Genomic DNA, 13,709 nt, shown 5'->3' with positions numbered 1-13,709 from the left:
CGACGTGATGGCGTGTGCTAGTCGCGCACACCCCAGGAGAAGCCACCCGAGACAGTGCCGTAGCGGGGGAACTCGAAGGGGCCGAAGTGCAGCGGCCTGCCGTGGCCGTGTCCGTTTCCGCCGCCGAAACCTTCCGGACCGGGCTCACCGATCGCGACGGCCGCCGGCTGCGCCGCAGCGGCGGACGTCACCGTTCCACACGCGGCGAGCGCCAGCGCGGCCAGAGACACAACAGCAATGCGACGAACCCGCTGCGACATGAAAATCCTCCGAAACAGAAATGAGGTGGGAGTGAGGGAAAAGCGAACTCAGCCTAGTCGGCACGGCACACGCGGAGTATCGGGAAACGCCGCACTTCCCCCGAACGAAGGGCTCGCACAAGAGCGGAATGTATGCACGCCCGCATGTTTCACATGATCAGGTCGCCGTGCGGGTTCCGGAAAGTGACTACGCTTTGAAGGGAAAGCCCAATCCGCAAGAATCGCAGAGGAAATATGATCGGGATGCGCGAAACCGTTCTCGCCATGGCGGGCGCCCTCCTCGCCTGGAGCGGCCCGCCCGTGCCGCCGCCGCCCCGTTACCAGCCCCCGCCATGGCCCCTGCCGAGGCTCGGCCCCGTCCACGCACCCGAGCGCGAGACCACCTACTCGCCACCGGCCGAGCCTCGCGTCAGCGCGGCGGCCGAGGTCGCCGCCGCCGTCAACCGGCACCGCGGCAGGGCCGGTTGCGGACCCGTTCGGCTGCGGGCCTCCCTCAACCGGGCCGCCCAGGCCCACAGCGCCGACATGGCCCGCAGGGAGCTTCTGACCCACACCGGAACCGACGGCAGCGGCCCCGCCGCCCGCATGCGCGCCGCCGGCTACCACCCACGCCACACGGCCGAGAACATCGCAGCCGGGCCCGCGACGCCGGAAGCCGCCGTCCGTACCTGGATCAACAGTCCGCCGCACCGGGCCATCATCCTGACCTGCCGTTACGTACACGCGGGAGTGGGCGTCGCGCAGGGCGGCGAAGGCCTCTGGTGGACCCTCGACCTGGCCACCGGCCACTGAGGGCGCTCAGACCAGGTCCCCGTCCCACCACCAAGCGACGCCGGGAGCACCCTCCAACGGGCCCGGACGGGTGTCGGACGGCTCCTCGGCCCACGTCAGCACGGTCTCCTCCATCTCGTCGGGCCAGTGGCCGAGACTGAGGTAGCGGGGAACGCGCAGCCCCCACTCGTTGTTGCCGCGAATGCCGTAGCGCAGCCCCTGGAGATAGGTGGCCAACTCCGGACCGGCTGCCGGGCGGACACGGTCGTGCAGTTCCAGGAATCGGAGCAGCACGCGGTCGCGCAGTCCGTGCGCCACCTCCACCGCCTGTTCCGACGTCAGGTCCCGCTCGTGCATCAGGACCGTGTAGATGTTCTGGTCGGCCTGGTCGCGGGCTTGCTCCTTGGGCAGCGAGTGCCGGTCGTTGTCGAGCGCGGCGACCAGAATGGCCATCTCCGTCAGTGCTCGCACCGCAGGCCGGTACAGGTCACGGTCGGGCACCTCGGCACCCGTCGCGATCTCCAGCATCGCGAACGTCGGCTCCCCGCCCGCTGCCAGCAGACGCATGGTCAGGAAGTCGTCCAGGCCGGGCATCCGGCCCAGCGCCTGATTGCCCACCTGCCAGGCCACGCCCGACAACCAGGCGCGGTGCGCGTGCGCGAACCGGCTGACCTGCGCAGGCGTGCCCAGCGACCGGAACATGCGCACGATCTCGCACAGAGCACCGATGTACCGGTCGGAGCCGGCCGGCGCATCGGTCTCGCAGGCCCGCTGCACCTGGCAGGCCAGCGCGTTGAACTGCGCCGGACGTGTACTGAGCGGACCCCCGTCGCACCGCGCGTCGTCGAAGCCGAATCCCCAGTACACCCACAGACTCGTGGCCAGCAGCCGGTCGTCGTCGGCGAGCGGCACGAACCGTGCATAGAAGTCGGCGCTGTGTGTGGCGACGACCCAGGCCAGTTCCTCCTCGGAGGCGCACATGCCGCTACCGCTGATCCACTCGACAGCGCGCTTCTCGATGTGACGCACACGCGGGTGAAGCGCGGATTCCAAAGGGCAGAACACAGGCGGAAGTTCAATTACGCGAGATCCCATGGGAATGATCATCTGGGACTCGACGCATCAATGCCCGGGGAAACGCCCACGCGCGTCAAAAGACACACAGGTCGCAGAGAGGAGGAGAGGGTGAGCAGGTAATGCCGATCACCTCTGTTCAGATGATCCGGACACGCGGGCGGGTTTACCGAAGACATAAGCCGTGTAGCGCGTGACGCGGCCGATGGCACGGTGGGCTCGGACGATGGCGATGACCTCGTCCCACTCGCGGGCGTCGAGCTCTCGCAGGCCGGGCCACCGCACGCACAGGGCCCGTCGCCCGGCCCGGGTGGACGCGGTGCCGGCGAACAGGGCGGAGAGCCGGGCCGCCCGGTGGAGGACGGGGGTGGTCCAGTCGAGCATCCGTTGCGTGGTGAAGCCGGCGGCGGCTGCCATCAGCGGGTAGCGCTCGTAGGGTTCGATGTCGTCGAAGCGCCAGGTGTCGCGGACGAGTCCGTCCGGGTCGAGCGTTGCGATCGGCCGATTCCCGCGGGAGGTGACGTCCACGAGGACGAGCCTCCCTCCGGGGCGCAGCAGCCGGAAGCTCTCGCTCAGGAACGACGTGCGGCCTTCATGACCGAAGTGGAAGGCGGCTTCCAGGCAGTGCACACGATCGACTGAGCCGTCCGGGAGCGGGATGTCCGCCGCCTGCGGTGGCAGAGCCGTCGCGTCGGCGACGGCGAAGCGCGCCCCCGAGCGGCTGCCGAAGCGGCGACGGGCCTGGTCGATCTGCGCGGGCTGGATGTCCACCCCCAGCGCCCGGCACCCGGCGGCGCCGAGCCGTGCCGTGGTGTCACCGCGGCCGCAGCCGGCATCCAGCACGAGCTGGCCGGGCCGGGCCTCCAGCAGCGCCAGCGACCGGCGGGCCAGACGGCGCTGGAAGAACACCGGCCCCGCCACGACGGCGACCGGAAGGGTGGGCAGGGTGAAGTAGCCGATGTTGGCCAGCGCGTCCCAGCCGAGGTGCCGGAGGACCCGGAAGAGCACGCTGTCGTCGCTGTAGGCACCGGTGAGGCTGCCGCTGTCGTCCATCCCGCATCCTCTGCTTCCCGTGGACACAACTGTGGTCCGCTGCCTGTCTCACCGCCCCGACCTGTATCTACACTGAGCTCATTAGGGATGGTCGTGACCCACCGGAACCATCATGCGCTGTCAGCGGATGCTCGTACCGGTCCTCACCCTGGTCCTCGTCATGGTGCCCACGGCCTCCGCGCAGGCACAGGGTGAGGAGGTCCCGCGCGGGCCCACGTTCGCCGCGCGCGCTCTCCAGGCGCTGATCGACGGCATCCAGTTCGGAGTGATCATCGCGATCACCTCGGTGGGACTCTCACTGATCTTCGGCACCATCCATCTGATCAACTTCGCGCACGGCGAGTTCGTCACCATCGGCGCCACCTTCGCGTTCTTCCTCAACGTCTCCCCGGCCGGTCCCGGGTGGCACCTGATCCCCGCCGCCCTCGCCGCGGTGGTCTTCGGCGCCCTGCTGGGCGGCGCGGTCGACCGGGGCATCTGGCGCCCGCTGCGGGCCCGGGGCACCGGGCTGATCAACATGTTCATCGTCACCATCGGGCTCTCACTGCTCCTGCGCCACGTCGTACTCGTGCTGTACGGGACCCGGCCCGCCTCCTACGCGCAGTACGACATCCAAAGTGCCCTGGACCTGGGCCCGGCCGGCATCACCCCGCGGGACCTCACCGTCACCCTGCTCTCCGTACTGGTACTGCTCGGCACCGCCGCGCTCCTACAGAAGACGCGGATCGGCACGGCCGTCCGGGCCGTCTCCGCCAACCGGGACCTCGCCGAGGCGTCGGGCATCGACGTGCAGCGGGTGGTGCTCTTCGTCTGGATGCTCGGCGGCGGGCTGGCCGCGCTCGGCGGGGTCTTCTTCGGCCTGGTGGAGATCGTCACCTGGGACATGGGCTTCAAGCTCCTGCTGCTCATGTTCGCCGGGATCATCCTGGGCGGCCTCGGCTCCGCCTACGGCGCGATGGTCGGCAGCCTCGTCATCGGCATCGTCGCCCAGATGTCCACCCTGTGGTTCCCGGTCGACCTCCAGTACGCGTGGGCGCTGCTCGTTCTCATCCTGGTCCTCCTCGTCCGGCCGCAGGGCATCCTCGGCCGGGCCGAACGCGTCGGGTGAGGGGTGTGCCATGGACTTCTCGGCCATCGTCTCCGACGCCCTGCGCTCCGGAATCGGCCCCATTGCCGCCGTCTACGCCCTCGCCGCGATGGGACTCAACCTGCACTTCGGATACACCGGTCTGCTGAACTTCGGCCAGGTCGGATTCATGCTGGTCGGCGGCTACGGCCTCGCCATCACGGTGTCGACGTACGGCGGCCCGATGTGGCTCGGTGTCCTCGGCGGGATCGCCTGCGCGATCGTGCTGGCCCTGCTGCTCGGCCTGCCCACGCTGCGGCTGCGCGCCGACTACCTCGCGATCACCACGATCGCCGCGGGGGAGACGCTACGGCTCTTCTACCGGTCCAGCTGGGCCGAGCCGGTCACCGGCGGGGTGTTCGGGCTACAGCGCTTCGCCAACGACTTCTACGCCCTCAGCCCCATCGAACCCGGCACGTACGGTGTGTGGCTCGTACGGTTCAGCTCCCGCGACCTCTGGGTGATGATCGTCGGCTGGGCACTGGTGCTCGTGGTCGGAGGACTGCTCGCCCTGCTGATCCACAGCCCCTGGGGGCGGGTCATCCGGTCCATCCGCGAGGACGAGGTCGCCGCGCGCAGCCTGGGCAAGAACGTCTACTCCTACAAGATGCAGAGCCTCGCGCTCGGCGGTGTCATCGGGGCGGTCGCGGGCATGATGCAGGCCATCCAGGTGCAGTCGGTGAACCCGGACAACTACGATCCGGGCGTCACGTTCTTCCTGTACACGCTGCTCGTCCTCGGCGGGGCGGGCCGGATCCTCGGGCCGGTCGTCGGCTCGGTCCTGTTCTGGTTCGTCCTCAGCTTCCTCGACAGCGCGCTGCGCCAGGCCATCGACGCCGGGCACATCTCGCCGGACCTCATCAGCACCTCGGAGGTCGGCGCGGTGCGCTTCGCCCTGGTCGGGGTCGCCCTCATCCTGCTGGTCGCCTTCCGGCCACAGGGCATCCTCGGCAGCCGGAAGGAGATGCTGCTCAGTGGCCGCTGACCCGGTCGTGCCCCACGCGGGCCGGCTCTCCGCGATCGACCCCGAGCCCGGGGTGCGCAAGCCCGACCCCCTGCTGGTCCTGGACCAGGTGACCCGCACCTTCGGCGGCCTCGTCGCCGTGCGGGTCGAGCACCTGGAGGTGCAGCGCGGGGCCATCACCGCGCTCATCGGCCCCAACGGCGCCGGCAAGACCACCCTGTTCAACGTGGTGAGCGGGTTCGACCGGGCCGACGGCGGCCGGTGGTCGTTCGAAGGGCAGCCGCTCACCGGCTCCCCGGCACACCGGGTGGCGCGGCGGGGACTGGTCCGTACGTTCCAGCTGTCCCGAGCGCTCGCCCGGCTCACAGTGCTGGAGAACCTGCTGCTCGCCGCACCCGGGCAACGCGGCGAAGGGGCCCTGCCCGCGCTGCTGAGGCCGCTGTGGCGCGGGCAGGAGCGGGAGTCCGAGCGCCGGGCCGACGAACTGCTGGACCGGTTCCGGCTCGCACCCCTGCGCGACGACTTCGCCGGCACCCTCTCCGGCGGACAGCGCAAACTGCTGGAACTCGCCCGCGCCCTCATGACCCGGCCGGTGATGCTCCTGCTCGACGAACCGATGGCCGGGGTGAACCCCGCGCTGGCCCAGTCGCTGCTCGGACACATCACGCGGCTGCGGGACGAGGGGCTGACGGTGTGCTTCGTCGAGCACGACATGGACGTGGTGATGGGCATCAGCGACTGGGTGGCCGTCATGGCCGACGGGAGCCTGGTCGCCGAGGGCCCGCCGCACACGATCGGCCGGAACGCCGCCGTCGTCGACGCCTACCTGGGCAAGCGGCACGACGAGCCGGAGGCGAACGGCGAACAGGGCGAGGAGGAGTAGCGATGTCCGCTGAGGAGCAGGCACCGGTGCTGGCGGCCGACGGGATCGTCGCCGGCTACGTGCCGGGCGTCGACGTACTGCGCGGATGCAGTGTCGAGGTGCGGCCGGGCGAGGTGGTCGGCGTGATCGGTCCCAACGGCGCCGGCAAGTCGACCCTGGTCAAGGCCGTCTTCGGACTGCTGCGGGTCCGTGGCGGGACCGTGCGGCTGCGTGGCGAGGACGTGACCGGACGGCCCGCGCACGAGATGGTCCGGCGGGGCGTGGGCTACGTGCCGCAGCTACAGAACGTGTTCCCCACGCTGACGGTGGAGGAGAACCTGCGGATGGGCCTGTACCTACGGCCCAAGGACCACGCGCGACGGGTCACGGCGGTCGAGGAGCTCTTCCCCCTGCTGGCCGACCGCCGCAAGCAGAAGGCCGGCGCCATGTCCGGCGGCGAGCGCCAGATGCTCGCCATGGCCCGCGCCCTGATGATGGAGCCGCAGCTGCTGCTGCTCGACGAGCCGTCGGCCGGCCTGTCGCCCCTCCACCAGGACCACGTCTTCGACCGGTGCAGAATGATCAACAACGCGGGTGTCGCCGTGCTCATGGTCGAGCAGAACGCCCGCAGGTGCCTCCAGCTCTGCGACCGCGGCTACGTCCTCGACCAGGGCCGCAACGCGTACACCGGCACGGGCACGGCCCTGTTGCACGACGAGAAGGTGATCGAGCTCTACCTCGGCACCCTCGCCCGCGTCCGTTGATCTCCGCTGTCCGTCCTCTCCCTCACTCCTCGGCCCTGCTGGTCTCGGTGCGCAGGGTCTGGAGCTTTCCTTCGTCGTCGTAGCCGTACACCTCGATCGACGCCTGGCCGGGTTCGCCCTGGTCGGTGAAGTCGAGCGGGCCGCTCACACCGTCGTAGTCGATGTCCTTGCCGTCGGCGAGCAGCTCCTTGCAGGCGGCGAACGAGTTGCACTTGTCGCCGTCCTTGGTGATCCCGTTCATCTCCTTCACGTAGTCGCCGGGATCGTCGGACTCCGCCTTCTCGGCGGCGAGCGCGATCGTCGTCGCGCAGTCGAACACCTGCGGCGCGAACTGGAGCTCCTTCAGATCCGGCGCGAACTCCTGGAGATCCTTCACGTACTGCTCGTTCGACGCCGAGGCCGGGGCGGTGCCCTTCATCCCGGAGAGCCTCTCGGGCTGGCCCGGCGCGACCAGCGAGGGCAGCTCCTCACTGCGCAGGCCGTCGGCGCCGTAGACGCCGATCCGGTCGGGCCCGAGTCCGGACTCGATCATGCCTTGCAGGATCTGGGTGCCTTCCTCGAAGGCGATCACCACGGCGGCGTCCGGATCGGAGTTCTCCACCTGCTGGACGACCTGGTCGAAGTTGCTGGCCTTCGGGTCGTAGGTCTCCGCCAGCGTCACCGTCGCACCGCGCTCCTCCAGCGTCTCGCGGGTGGCCTCCATCAGGCCGCGCCCGTAGTCGTCCGCCCGTGCGACCAGAGCCACCCGGTCGTGACCGTCGTCGCGGACGACATCGGCCAGGATGGGACCCTGCAACGCGTCGCTCGGGACGGTACGGAAGTAGAAGCCGTCGTCCTCGTAGTCGGTGAAGGTCGGCGCGGTGTTCGATCCCGAGCACTGCACGACGCCCGCACCGGTCACCCGGTCGATGAACGCCAGGGACATGCCGGAAGCCGCGGCACCGACGATCGCGTCCACGCCTGCCGCCAGGACCCGGTCGGCCGACTGTGCGGCCACCGCCTCCTGGCCCGCCTCGTCACTGGAGACCACGGTCGGCACGGACTTGCCCAGAACCCCGCCGGCGTCGTTGATCTTCTCTATCGCGAACTTGAGAGACTCGATCTGCGGCGGGCCGAGGTAGGCCAGCTGTCCCGTCTCCGGCAGGACGTAGCCGAACTGGAGCTCACCATCGCCCGGATCGGCCTGGGCGGTGCCGGTCGTACCGCAGACGGCTATCACAAGAGCGGCCGCGCTCGCGAAGATCGCGGACCGCCGTATCGACGCTTTCATCTCCGCCTCCGCTCGTACAGGCGGCGGTGGTCGACTGGCCGGCCATCGCCCGCCATCTGTACATGAGGTTAGATCTCATTTGCAGTCCAGAACAGCATGAAACGTACACTTTTTCGATCGGATGGGATCCGTCGGCTTCGAAGCCGTGCAAGCCGGCATCGAAGCCGTGCAAGAGGTGAGTCCGCCAAGGTCATGACGCCCGCGCCAGCCGCACGATCGCCGCGATCGACCGGTCCACGTCGGCCTCGGTCGTGGAGTGGCCGGAGACCGAGATGCGCATCAGCCGTCGGCCGCGCCAGGTGGTGGCGCCCATCCAGCAGGTGCCGTCGTCCTGCACGGCCCGCACCACCCGGTCGGTGCGGGCGTCGTCACCGAAGCCGACGAGGACCTGGTTGAGCGTCACGTCGTTGACCACATCGAAGCCCGCCGCGGTCAGGCCGGCGGCGAAACGGCGGGCGAGGGAGCAGCAGCGGTCCACGAGGGCGGCGACGCCGTCCCGGCCGAGTTCACGCAGCGCCGCCCAGGTGGCGAAGCCGCGCCCGTGGCGGGAGGACTCGACGGTGTAGTCGGCGCCACCGGCCGGAGCACCGTCGGCGCGGGTGAGGTAGGAGGCGGTGTAGGCCAGGGCATCGGCGTGGACGGCGGGGCGGGAGCAAAAGGCGTAGCCGCAGTCGTAGGGCACGTTCAGCCACTTGTGGCCGTCGCAGGCCCAGGAGTCGGCCAGCTCGACGCCGTCGACGAGGGGGCGGGTCGACGGGCTCGCGGCCGCCCACAGGCCGAAGGCGCCGTCCACGTGCACCCAGCCGCCGTGGGCGTGCGCGACATCGCAGGCGGTACGGAGATCGTCGCACGCCCCGGTGTTCACGTTGCCCGCCTGCGTGCAGACGATCGCCGGGGTGTCCGCGTCGGAGGCCAGTACGCGGCGGAGGTCCTCGGTGTCGAGGGCGCCGCGTCCGTCGGTGCGGACCGTCTCCACGCGGTCGGTGCCCAGGCCGAGCAGCCGCAGCGAGCGGTCGACGGTGGCGTGACGCTCCTCGCCCGCGACCACCCGCAGGCGCGGGGCGCCGCCCAGCCCCTTGCGCGCGACGTCCCAGCCGGCCTCGGTGAGCAGGTGCTGCCGGGCTGCCGCGAGTCCCGCGGTGTTGGCCGCCTGCCCGCCGGTGACGAACCCGGTGGACGCCGTGGCGGGAAGCCCGAGCAGGTCCTTCAGCCAGACGCCCGCCGCCTCCTCCGCGGCCAGCGCGGCGGGCGAGAGCGCGGCGTTGAAGGCGTTCTGGTCCCACCCGGCGGCCAGGATCTCCGCAGCGGTGGCCGCGGGAAGCGCCCCGCCGACCACGAAACCGAAGAAGCGGGGCCCCGCGGTGGCGACGAGTCCCGTCTCGGCGGCGGTCACCAACTCGTCGATCACCGTGAGCGGGTCGGCGGGGGAGTGGTTCAAGGGACGGGAGAAGGCGGCGCGCAGGACCGCGTGGTCCACCGGGCGCGCCACGGGCCGCCCGGGCAGTGAGCGGCGATAAGCGGCGGCGTGCTCGGCGGCATGGCGGATGACCCTGGTCAGCTCGTCCATGCCCGGACCGTATCCGCCCGTGCGAGCGGCCGGGAACGGCCAATGGAGGGCGACTGGCCTGTTCGTAACGAGTTGATACGAGACGGTCCGTCTTGTTAAGGTGGGGGCATGGCTTTCCTCTTCTTCGTCTGAGTCCGGGCACGGCCGACGCCGCCGTTTCTGCTGCCCGTAGACCCTTCGCACGCCACCAGGGAACGTCATATGCGCGACCGCGCCCGTTTCGCCCTGCCCACCGCCGCCCCCGCTGCCGTGACGCAACTGTCGGTCAAGGACGTCACCAAGTCTTATGGCACCCGAACCATCCTCGATCAGGTCTCCTTCACCGTCCGCCCGGGCGAGAAGGCCGCCGTCATCGGTGAGAACGGTGCCGGCAAATCCACCTTGCTGCGGCTGCTCGCCGCAGCCGAAAGGCCCGACGCCGGGGAGGTCACCGTCCGCTTCCCCGGCGGCACCGGCCACCTCGCGCAGACCCTCGACCTCGATCCGTCCTGCACCGTGCAGGACGCCGTCGACCTCGCCCTGGCCGAACTTCGTGCCATGGAGCGGGAGCTCCGTGCGGCAGAGGAGTCCCTCGCCGGCGCCTCGGACGAGGAGCTCGCCGCTTACGGCGACCTGCTGATCGCGTACGAGGAACGCGGCGGCTACTCGGCGGACGCCCGCGTCGACGCCGCCCTGCACGGACTCGGGCTCGCCGGGGTCGCCCGCGACCGCCTGCTCGGCTCGCTCTCCGGCGGTGAGCAGTCGCGGCTCGCGCTCGCCTGCGTCCTGGTCGCCTCCCCCGAGCTGCTGCTTCTCGACGAACCGACGAACCATCTCGATGCGGCGGCAGTGCACTGGCTGGAGGAGCACCTGCGCGCACACCGCGGCACCGTCGTGGCGGTCACCCACGACCGCGGCTTCCTGGAGCGCATCGCCACCACGATCCTCGAGGTCGACCGGGACGAACGCACCGTGCGCCGGTACGGCGACGGCTGGAGCGGCTACCGCGCCGCGAAGGCCGCCGCCCGCCGCGCCGCGCAGCAGCGGTACGCGGACTGGGCCGCCGAGGTGGCCCGCACCGAGGAACTGCTCGACGCCGCGGGCAGACGGCTCGCCACCACCGGTCGCGACCCGAAGCAGGGATTCGGCAAGCACCGCCGGTCCAGCGAGGCGAAGCTCGGCGGGCAGGTGCGCTCCGTCCGGGAGCGCCTGGCCCAACTGCTGCGCCACCCGGTGGCAGCGCCCCCGGCACCGCTCCGCTTCACCACGGCGCTGTCGGCGGCGGACGGCTCGGTCCAGGGAGCCCTCGCCGAGTTCAACGACGTACGGGTGGGGGAGCGGCTGCGTCTGGACGGCGCCTTGACGATCGCGCCCGGACAGCGCCTGCTGGTCACGGGGGAGAACGGCGCGGGCAAGACGACGCTGCTGCGCGTCCTGGCGGGCGACCTGGAGCCGGACGCGGGCACGGCGCGTCGCCCTGCCCGGATCGGCCACCTCCCGCAGGAACTGCCCGCGCACCCCTCACGGCTCCCGCTGCTCGCCGCGTTCGCTGCCGGGCAACCCGGACTGCCGGACGAGTACACCGAACAGCTCCTGGCGCTGGGCCTGTTCCGGGAGGAGGACCTCTACGTCCCGGTGGCCGCCCTGTCCGTCGGCCAGCGACGGCGGCTTCAGATCGCGCGCCTGGTGACCCGGCCGGCGGACCTCCTCGTACTGGACGAGCCGACGAACCACATCGCGCTCGACCTCGTCGAGGACCTTCAGGCCGCGCTCGCGGCGTACCCGGGGGCGGTGGTCGCGGTCTCGCACGACCGCGGCTTCCGTGCGCGTTTCGAAGGGGAGCGGCTGGAGCTGCGCGCGGGCCGCAGGCTTTGACCGGAGGAGGCACGCACATCATCCCGGCGGGGTGGCACACCGACGAGTTCACGACGGCCTGCCGAGTGCCGGCAACTGCTTCTCCGGCAATGGTCGGCCGTCACCCACGTACGCGCACGGCCACCCTGGAGAGGGCCGGCCGCTGACTCAATCCGCTGATCCGGGGTTCTTTCGCTGGTTGGCATGGAAGCGCGCCTTCTTCTGGCGATTCCCGCAGGTGTTCATGTCGCACCATCTGCGCGTGCGGCTCTGGCTGGTGTCGAAGAAGGCGGCTCGGCAGGTTGGTGATGCGCACAAGGCCAATCTCCCGTCCCGTTCACCGGCGATGATGCTGATCGCATCGGCGGCGATCACGCTCAGGGCGTCTTCCACACCGGAATCCGAGCCGAGCCGCCACTGCCGCTTTCCTCCAGGCGTCAGGATCGCGGCAGCCCGGCCTTCGACACTGCGGTGATTGATGACGTGGACGGCGGGTTCAGGGAGCGGTTCCTGCGTCGCGGCCGCTGTCGCGGCGGCGTGAATCGACTCCCTCAGTTCCCGGGCGACGTCGAGCTGGGCAGTGGTGCAGGAGTCCACGGCGAGGCCACTCACTGCCAGCCAGTCGACGAGTCGGTGCGGCGTGGGAATGCGCTCCACGGCGTCGCCGCGACGCTCCGTCAGAGTCGCCGTGAAGCTGGTCGCCAGCACCTTGCCGAGACGGAAGTCAGGGAACTCATCACGCATGGAACCACCTTAGCCGGTTGCGGCCTGATGCGATGGCTGTTAGAACCGTCTTAGCCGGTTCTTGACAGTTCGTAGCCGGTTCCGCGATGGCAGGAGTCCTCATGCCCCGTCCGACCAGTGACGTGCAAGCATTTGAAGCCCACGCAACCGACGCCGACCTCGACGATCTGCGCGCCCGACTCGCCGCGGCGCGACTTCCGGAGACCGAAACGGTCCATCGCCCCGCGCCCGACCCTCGCCGATGGGAACAGGGCGTTCCGCTCGCCGACCTCGTCGATGTCGTGAACTACTGGCGCACCGGGTACGACTGGCGGGCGTTCGAAGAGCGTCTTGCCCGTATCGGCCAGTTCCGCACGACCATCGATGATCTGGGCATCCACTTCCTGCACCGCCGGTCCGCCCGCGCGGATGCCACTCCACTGATCCTCACGCACGGTTGGCCGGGCAGCATCGCCGAGTTCATCGATGTGGTGGACGAGCTGGCAGATCCGAGGGACGCGGACGCGCGGGCGTTCCACGTCGTGGTCCCGTCGCTGCCCGGCTTCGGTTACAGCGACAAGCCGGCCGCCACCGGGTGGGGAACCGAGAGGATCGCTGCCGCATGGGTGGAACTGATGGGACGGCTCGGCTACAGCCGGTTCGTGGCCCAGGGCGGTGACTGGGGAGGCAACATCACCACGGTTCTCGGCGGCAGGTTCCCGGCGCACGTTCTCGGCATCCACACCACGTTCGCGGAGGCACCGCCCGGGGTGACCACGGACGGGCTGACGGCGGTCGAACGCAGGTGGACCGAGGAAACACGCCACTTCTGGCGCCACCGCGCCGCATACGCGAAGCAGCAGGCGACCCGACCGCAGACCATCGGCTACTCGCTCGTCGACTCGCCGGTCGGCCTCCTCGCCTGGATCCTCGACAAGTTCGCCGAGTGGTCGGACACCGAGGACAGCCCGTTCGAGAGGATTTCCAGGGACCGCATTCTCGACAACGTCACCCTCTACTGGCTGACGCGCACCGGCGCGTCGGCGGCCCGCATCTACTACGAAAGCCACAACTCGCTGGATCCCGAACTGCGGGTCGACGTCCCGTCGGCCATCAGCATGTATCCCCGCGACATCGAGAAGTGCCCACGCCCCTGGGCGCAGGAGCGGTACCGGCAGATCGTCCGCTGGAGGTCACCCGAGACCGGCGGACATTTCCCGTCGCTGGAGGTGCCCGAGTATTTCGTCAAGGACCTGCAAGAGGGCCTTGCGGCCGTGCTGGCCGCTTCGAGGTGAACGCGGCTCGGTGAAACCGGCACTCGGTGACCGGTGGCCCGGCTCAGGACCGTTGCTGCAACGGGGTCTGCGCCTATCGGTGGCTGAAAGGGCGGCGACCGAGCTACTGCTCCCGGGTCCTCGCCGTGGCCGCCTCAGAGTGTGGTG

General features: G+C 70.3%; 13 protein-coding genes. 7 read left to right on the top strand and 6 right to left on the bottom strand.

Annotation, left to right across the window (positions count from 1 at the left end; translation table 11 throughout):
• Positions 1-17: 17 nt before the first annotated feature.
• Positions 18-260 (bottom strand): hypothetical protein, encoded by a 243-nt coding sequence (locus AB0E85_RS35910; RefSeq protein ID WP_361936496.1) that lies wholly within the window; start codon positions 258-260, stop codon positions 18-20.
• 243 nt (positions 261-503) lie between these two features.
• Between AB0E85_RS35910 and AB0E85_RS35905 the strand changes: the two genes are divergently transcribed.
• Positions 504-1,052, top strand: coding sequence for a CAP domain-containing protein (locus tag AB0E85_RS35905; RefSeq protein WP_361936494.1), 549 nt, complete (start codon positions 504-506; stop codon positions 1,050-1,052).
• Positions 1,053-1,058: 6 nt separating this feature from the next.
• Here AB0E85_RS35905 and AB0E85_RS35900 read toward each other — a convergent pair whose 3' ends face one another.
• Both AB0E85_RS35900 and AB0E85_RS35895 read right to left on the bottom strand, forming a co-directional pair.
• The gene (locus AB0E85_RS35900) at positions 1,059-2,060 is read right to left on the bottom strand and encodes a hypothetical protein (RefSeq protein ID WP_361936492.1); all 1,002 of its coding nucleotides are present in this window, start codon (positions 2,058-2,060) and stop codon (positions 1,059-1,061) included.
• A 174-nt stretch (positions 2,061-2,234) separates the two neighbouring features.
• Positions 2,235-3,158, bottom strand: a complete 924-nt coding sequence (locus AB0E85_RS35895; protein WP_361936490.1) for a methyltransferase domain-containing protein — start codon at positions 3,156-3,158, stop codon at positions 2,235-2,237.
• Positions 3,159-3,270: 112 nt separating this feature from the next.
• Here AB0E85_RS35895 and AB0E85_RS35890 point away from each other — a divergent pair, with 112 nt between their 5' ends.
• The 4 genes from AB0E85_RS35890 to AB0E85_RS35875 are packed head-to-tail and all read left to right on the top strand — an operon-like array spanning position 3,271 to position 6,874.
• Positions 3,271-4,266 carry a branched-chain amino acid ABC transporter permease gene (locus AB0E85_RS35890; RefSeq protein ID WP_361936488.1) on the top strand — a complete coding sequence of 332 codons (996 nt, stop codon included), beginning with the start codon at positions 3,271-3,273 and terminating at the stop codon, positions 4,264-4,266.
• Between the two features lie 10 nt (positions 4,267-4,276).
• Positions 4,277-5,269, top strand: coding sequence for a branched-chain amino acid ABC transporter permease (locus tag AB0E85_RS35885; RefSeq protein WP_361936486.1), 993 nt, complete (start codon positions 4,277-4,279; stop codon positions 5,267-5,269).
• Positions 5,259-6,131, top strand: a complete 873-nt coding sequence (locus AB0E85_RS35880; protein WP_361936484.1) for an ABC transporter ATP-binding protein — start codon at positions 5,259-5,261, stop codon at positions 6,129-6,131. Before AB0E85_RS35885 ends, AB0E85_RS35880 begins: the two co-directional genes overlap by 11 nt.
• 2 nt (positions 6,132-6,133) lie before the next feature.
• The gene (locus tag AB0E85_RS35875) at positions 6,134-6,874 is read left to right on the top strand and encodes an ABC transporter ATP-binding protein (RefSeq protein ID WP_361936482.1); all 741 of its coding nucleotides are present in this window, start codon (positions 6,134-6,136) and stop codon (positions 6,872-6,874) included.
• 22 nt (positions 6,875-6,896) lie between these two features.
• Here AB0E85_RS35875 and AB0E85_RS35870 read toward each other — a convergent pair whose 3' ends face one another.
• Together AB0E85_RS35870 and AB0E85_RS35865 are read right to left on the bottom strand one after the other, a co-directional pair.
• Positions 6,897-8,144: an ABC transporter substrate-binding protein gene (locus tag AB0E85_RS35870; RefSeq protein WP_361936480.1), complete on the bottom strand. Its 1,248-nt coding sequence runs from the start codon at positions 8,142-8,144 to the stop codon at positions 6,897-6,899.
• Between the two features lie 190 nt (positions 8,145-8,334).
• A complete protein-coding gene (locus AB0E85_RS35865) occupies positions 8,335-9,711 on the bottom strand; it encodes a pyridoxal-dependent decarboxylase (RefSeq protein ID WP_361936478.1) in 1,377 nt (458 codons plus the stop codon).
• A gap of 201 nt (positions 9,712-9,912) precedes the next feature.
• On the opposite strand from AB0E85_RS35865, the gene abc-f reads away from it, so the two are divergent.
• Positions 9,913-11,565 carry a ribosomal protection-like ABC-F family protein gene (gene abc-f / locus AB0E85_RS35860; RefSeq protein WP_361936476.1) on the top strand — a complete coding sequence of 551 codons (1,653 nt, stop codon included), beginning with the start codon at positions 9,913-9,915 and terminating at the stop codon, positions 11,563-11,565.
• A gap of 147 nt (positions 11,566-11,712) precedes the next feature.
• Here the strand turns inward: abc-f and AB0E85_RS35855 are convergent, their stop codons facing one another.
• Positions 11,713-12,288 carry a CGNR zinc finger domain-containing protein gene (locus AB0E85_RS35855; RefSeq protein WP_361936474.1) on the bottom strand — a complete coding sequence of 192 codons (576 nt, stop codon included), beginning with the start codon at positions 12,286-12,288 and terminating at the stop codon, positions 11,713-11,715.
• Positions 12,289-12,389: 101 nt separating this feature from the next.
• Here AB0E85_RS35855 and AB0E85_RS35850 point away from each other — a divergent pair, with 101 nt between their 5' ends.
• Positions 12,390-13,562, top strand: coding sequence for an epoxide hydrolase family protein (locus AB0E85_RS35850; RefSeq protein WP_361936472.1), 1,173 nt, complete (start codon positions 12,390-12,392; stop codon positions 13,560-13,562).
• Positions 13,563-13,709: the final 147 nt, after the last annotated feature.

The organism is Streptomyces sp. NPDC029044 (genome assembly GCF_040637495.1).
In the GTDB taxonomy this organism is placed as follows: Bacteria; Actinomycetota; Actinomycetes; order Streptomycetales; family Streptomycetaceae; genus Streptomyces.
Note: the sequence above shows the minus strand (reverse complement) of the source record. Positions and strands in the feature narration are given on the sequence as shown.

Bases quoted from the DNA above. Each gene is read 5' to 3' on its own strand.
- AB0E85_RS35910 (WP_361936496.1), bottom strand. From the start codon at position 260: ATGTCGCAGCGGGTTCGTCGCATTGCTGTTGTGTCTCTGGCCGCGCTG.
- AB0E85_RS35885 (WP_361936486.1), top strand. From the start codon at position 4,277: ATGGACTTCTCGGCCATCGTCTCCGACGCCCTGCGCTCCGGAATCGGC.
- AB0E85_RS35895 (WP_361936490.1), bottom strand. From the start codon at position 3,158: ATGGACGACAGCGGCAGCCTCACCGGTGCCTACAGCGACGACAGCGTG.
- AB0E85_RS35890 (WP_361936488.1), top strand. From the start codon at position 3,271: ATGCGCTGTCAGCGGATGCTCGTACCGGTCCTCACCCTGGTCCTCGTC.
- AB0E85_RS35855 (WP_361936474.1), bottom strand. From the start codon at position 12,288: ATGCGTGATGAGTTCCCTGACTTCCGTCTCGGCAAGGTGCTGGCGACC.
- AB0E85_RS35905 (WP_361936494.1), top strand. From the start codon at position 504: ATGCGCGAAACCGTTCTCGCCATGGCGGGCGCCCTCCTCGCCTGGAGC.
- AB0E85_RS35865 (WP_361936478.1), bottom strand. From the start codon at position 9,711: ATGGACGAGCTGACCAGGGTCATCCGCCATGCCGCCGAGCACGCCGCC.
- AB0E85_RS35870 (WP_361936480.1), bottom strand. From the start codon at position 8,144: ATGAAAGCGTCGATACGGCGGTCCGCGATCTTCGCGAGCGCGGCCGCT.
- AB0E85_RS35875 (WP_361936482.1), top strand. From the start codon at position 6,134: ATGTCCGCTGAGGAGCAGGCACCGGTGCTGGCGGCCGACGGGATCGTC.
- AB0E85_RS35850 (WP_361936472.1), top strand. From the start codon at position 12,390: ATGCCCCGTCCGACCAGTGACGTGCAAGCATTTGAAGCCCACGCAACC.
- abc-f (WP_361936476.1), top strand. From the start codon at position 9,913: ATGCGCGACCGCGCCCGTTTCGCCCTGCCCACCGCCGCCCCCGCTGCC.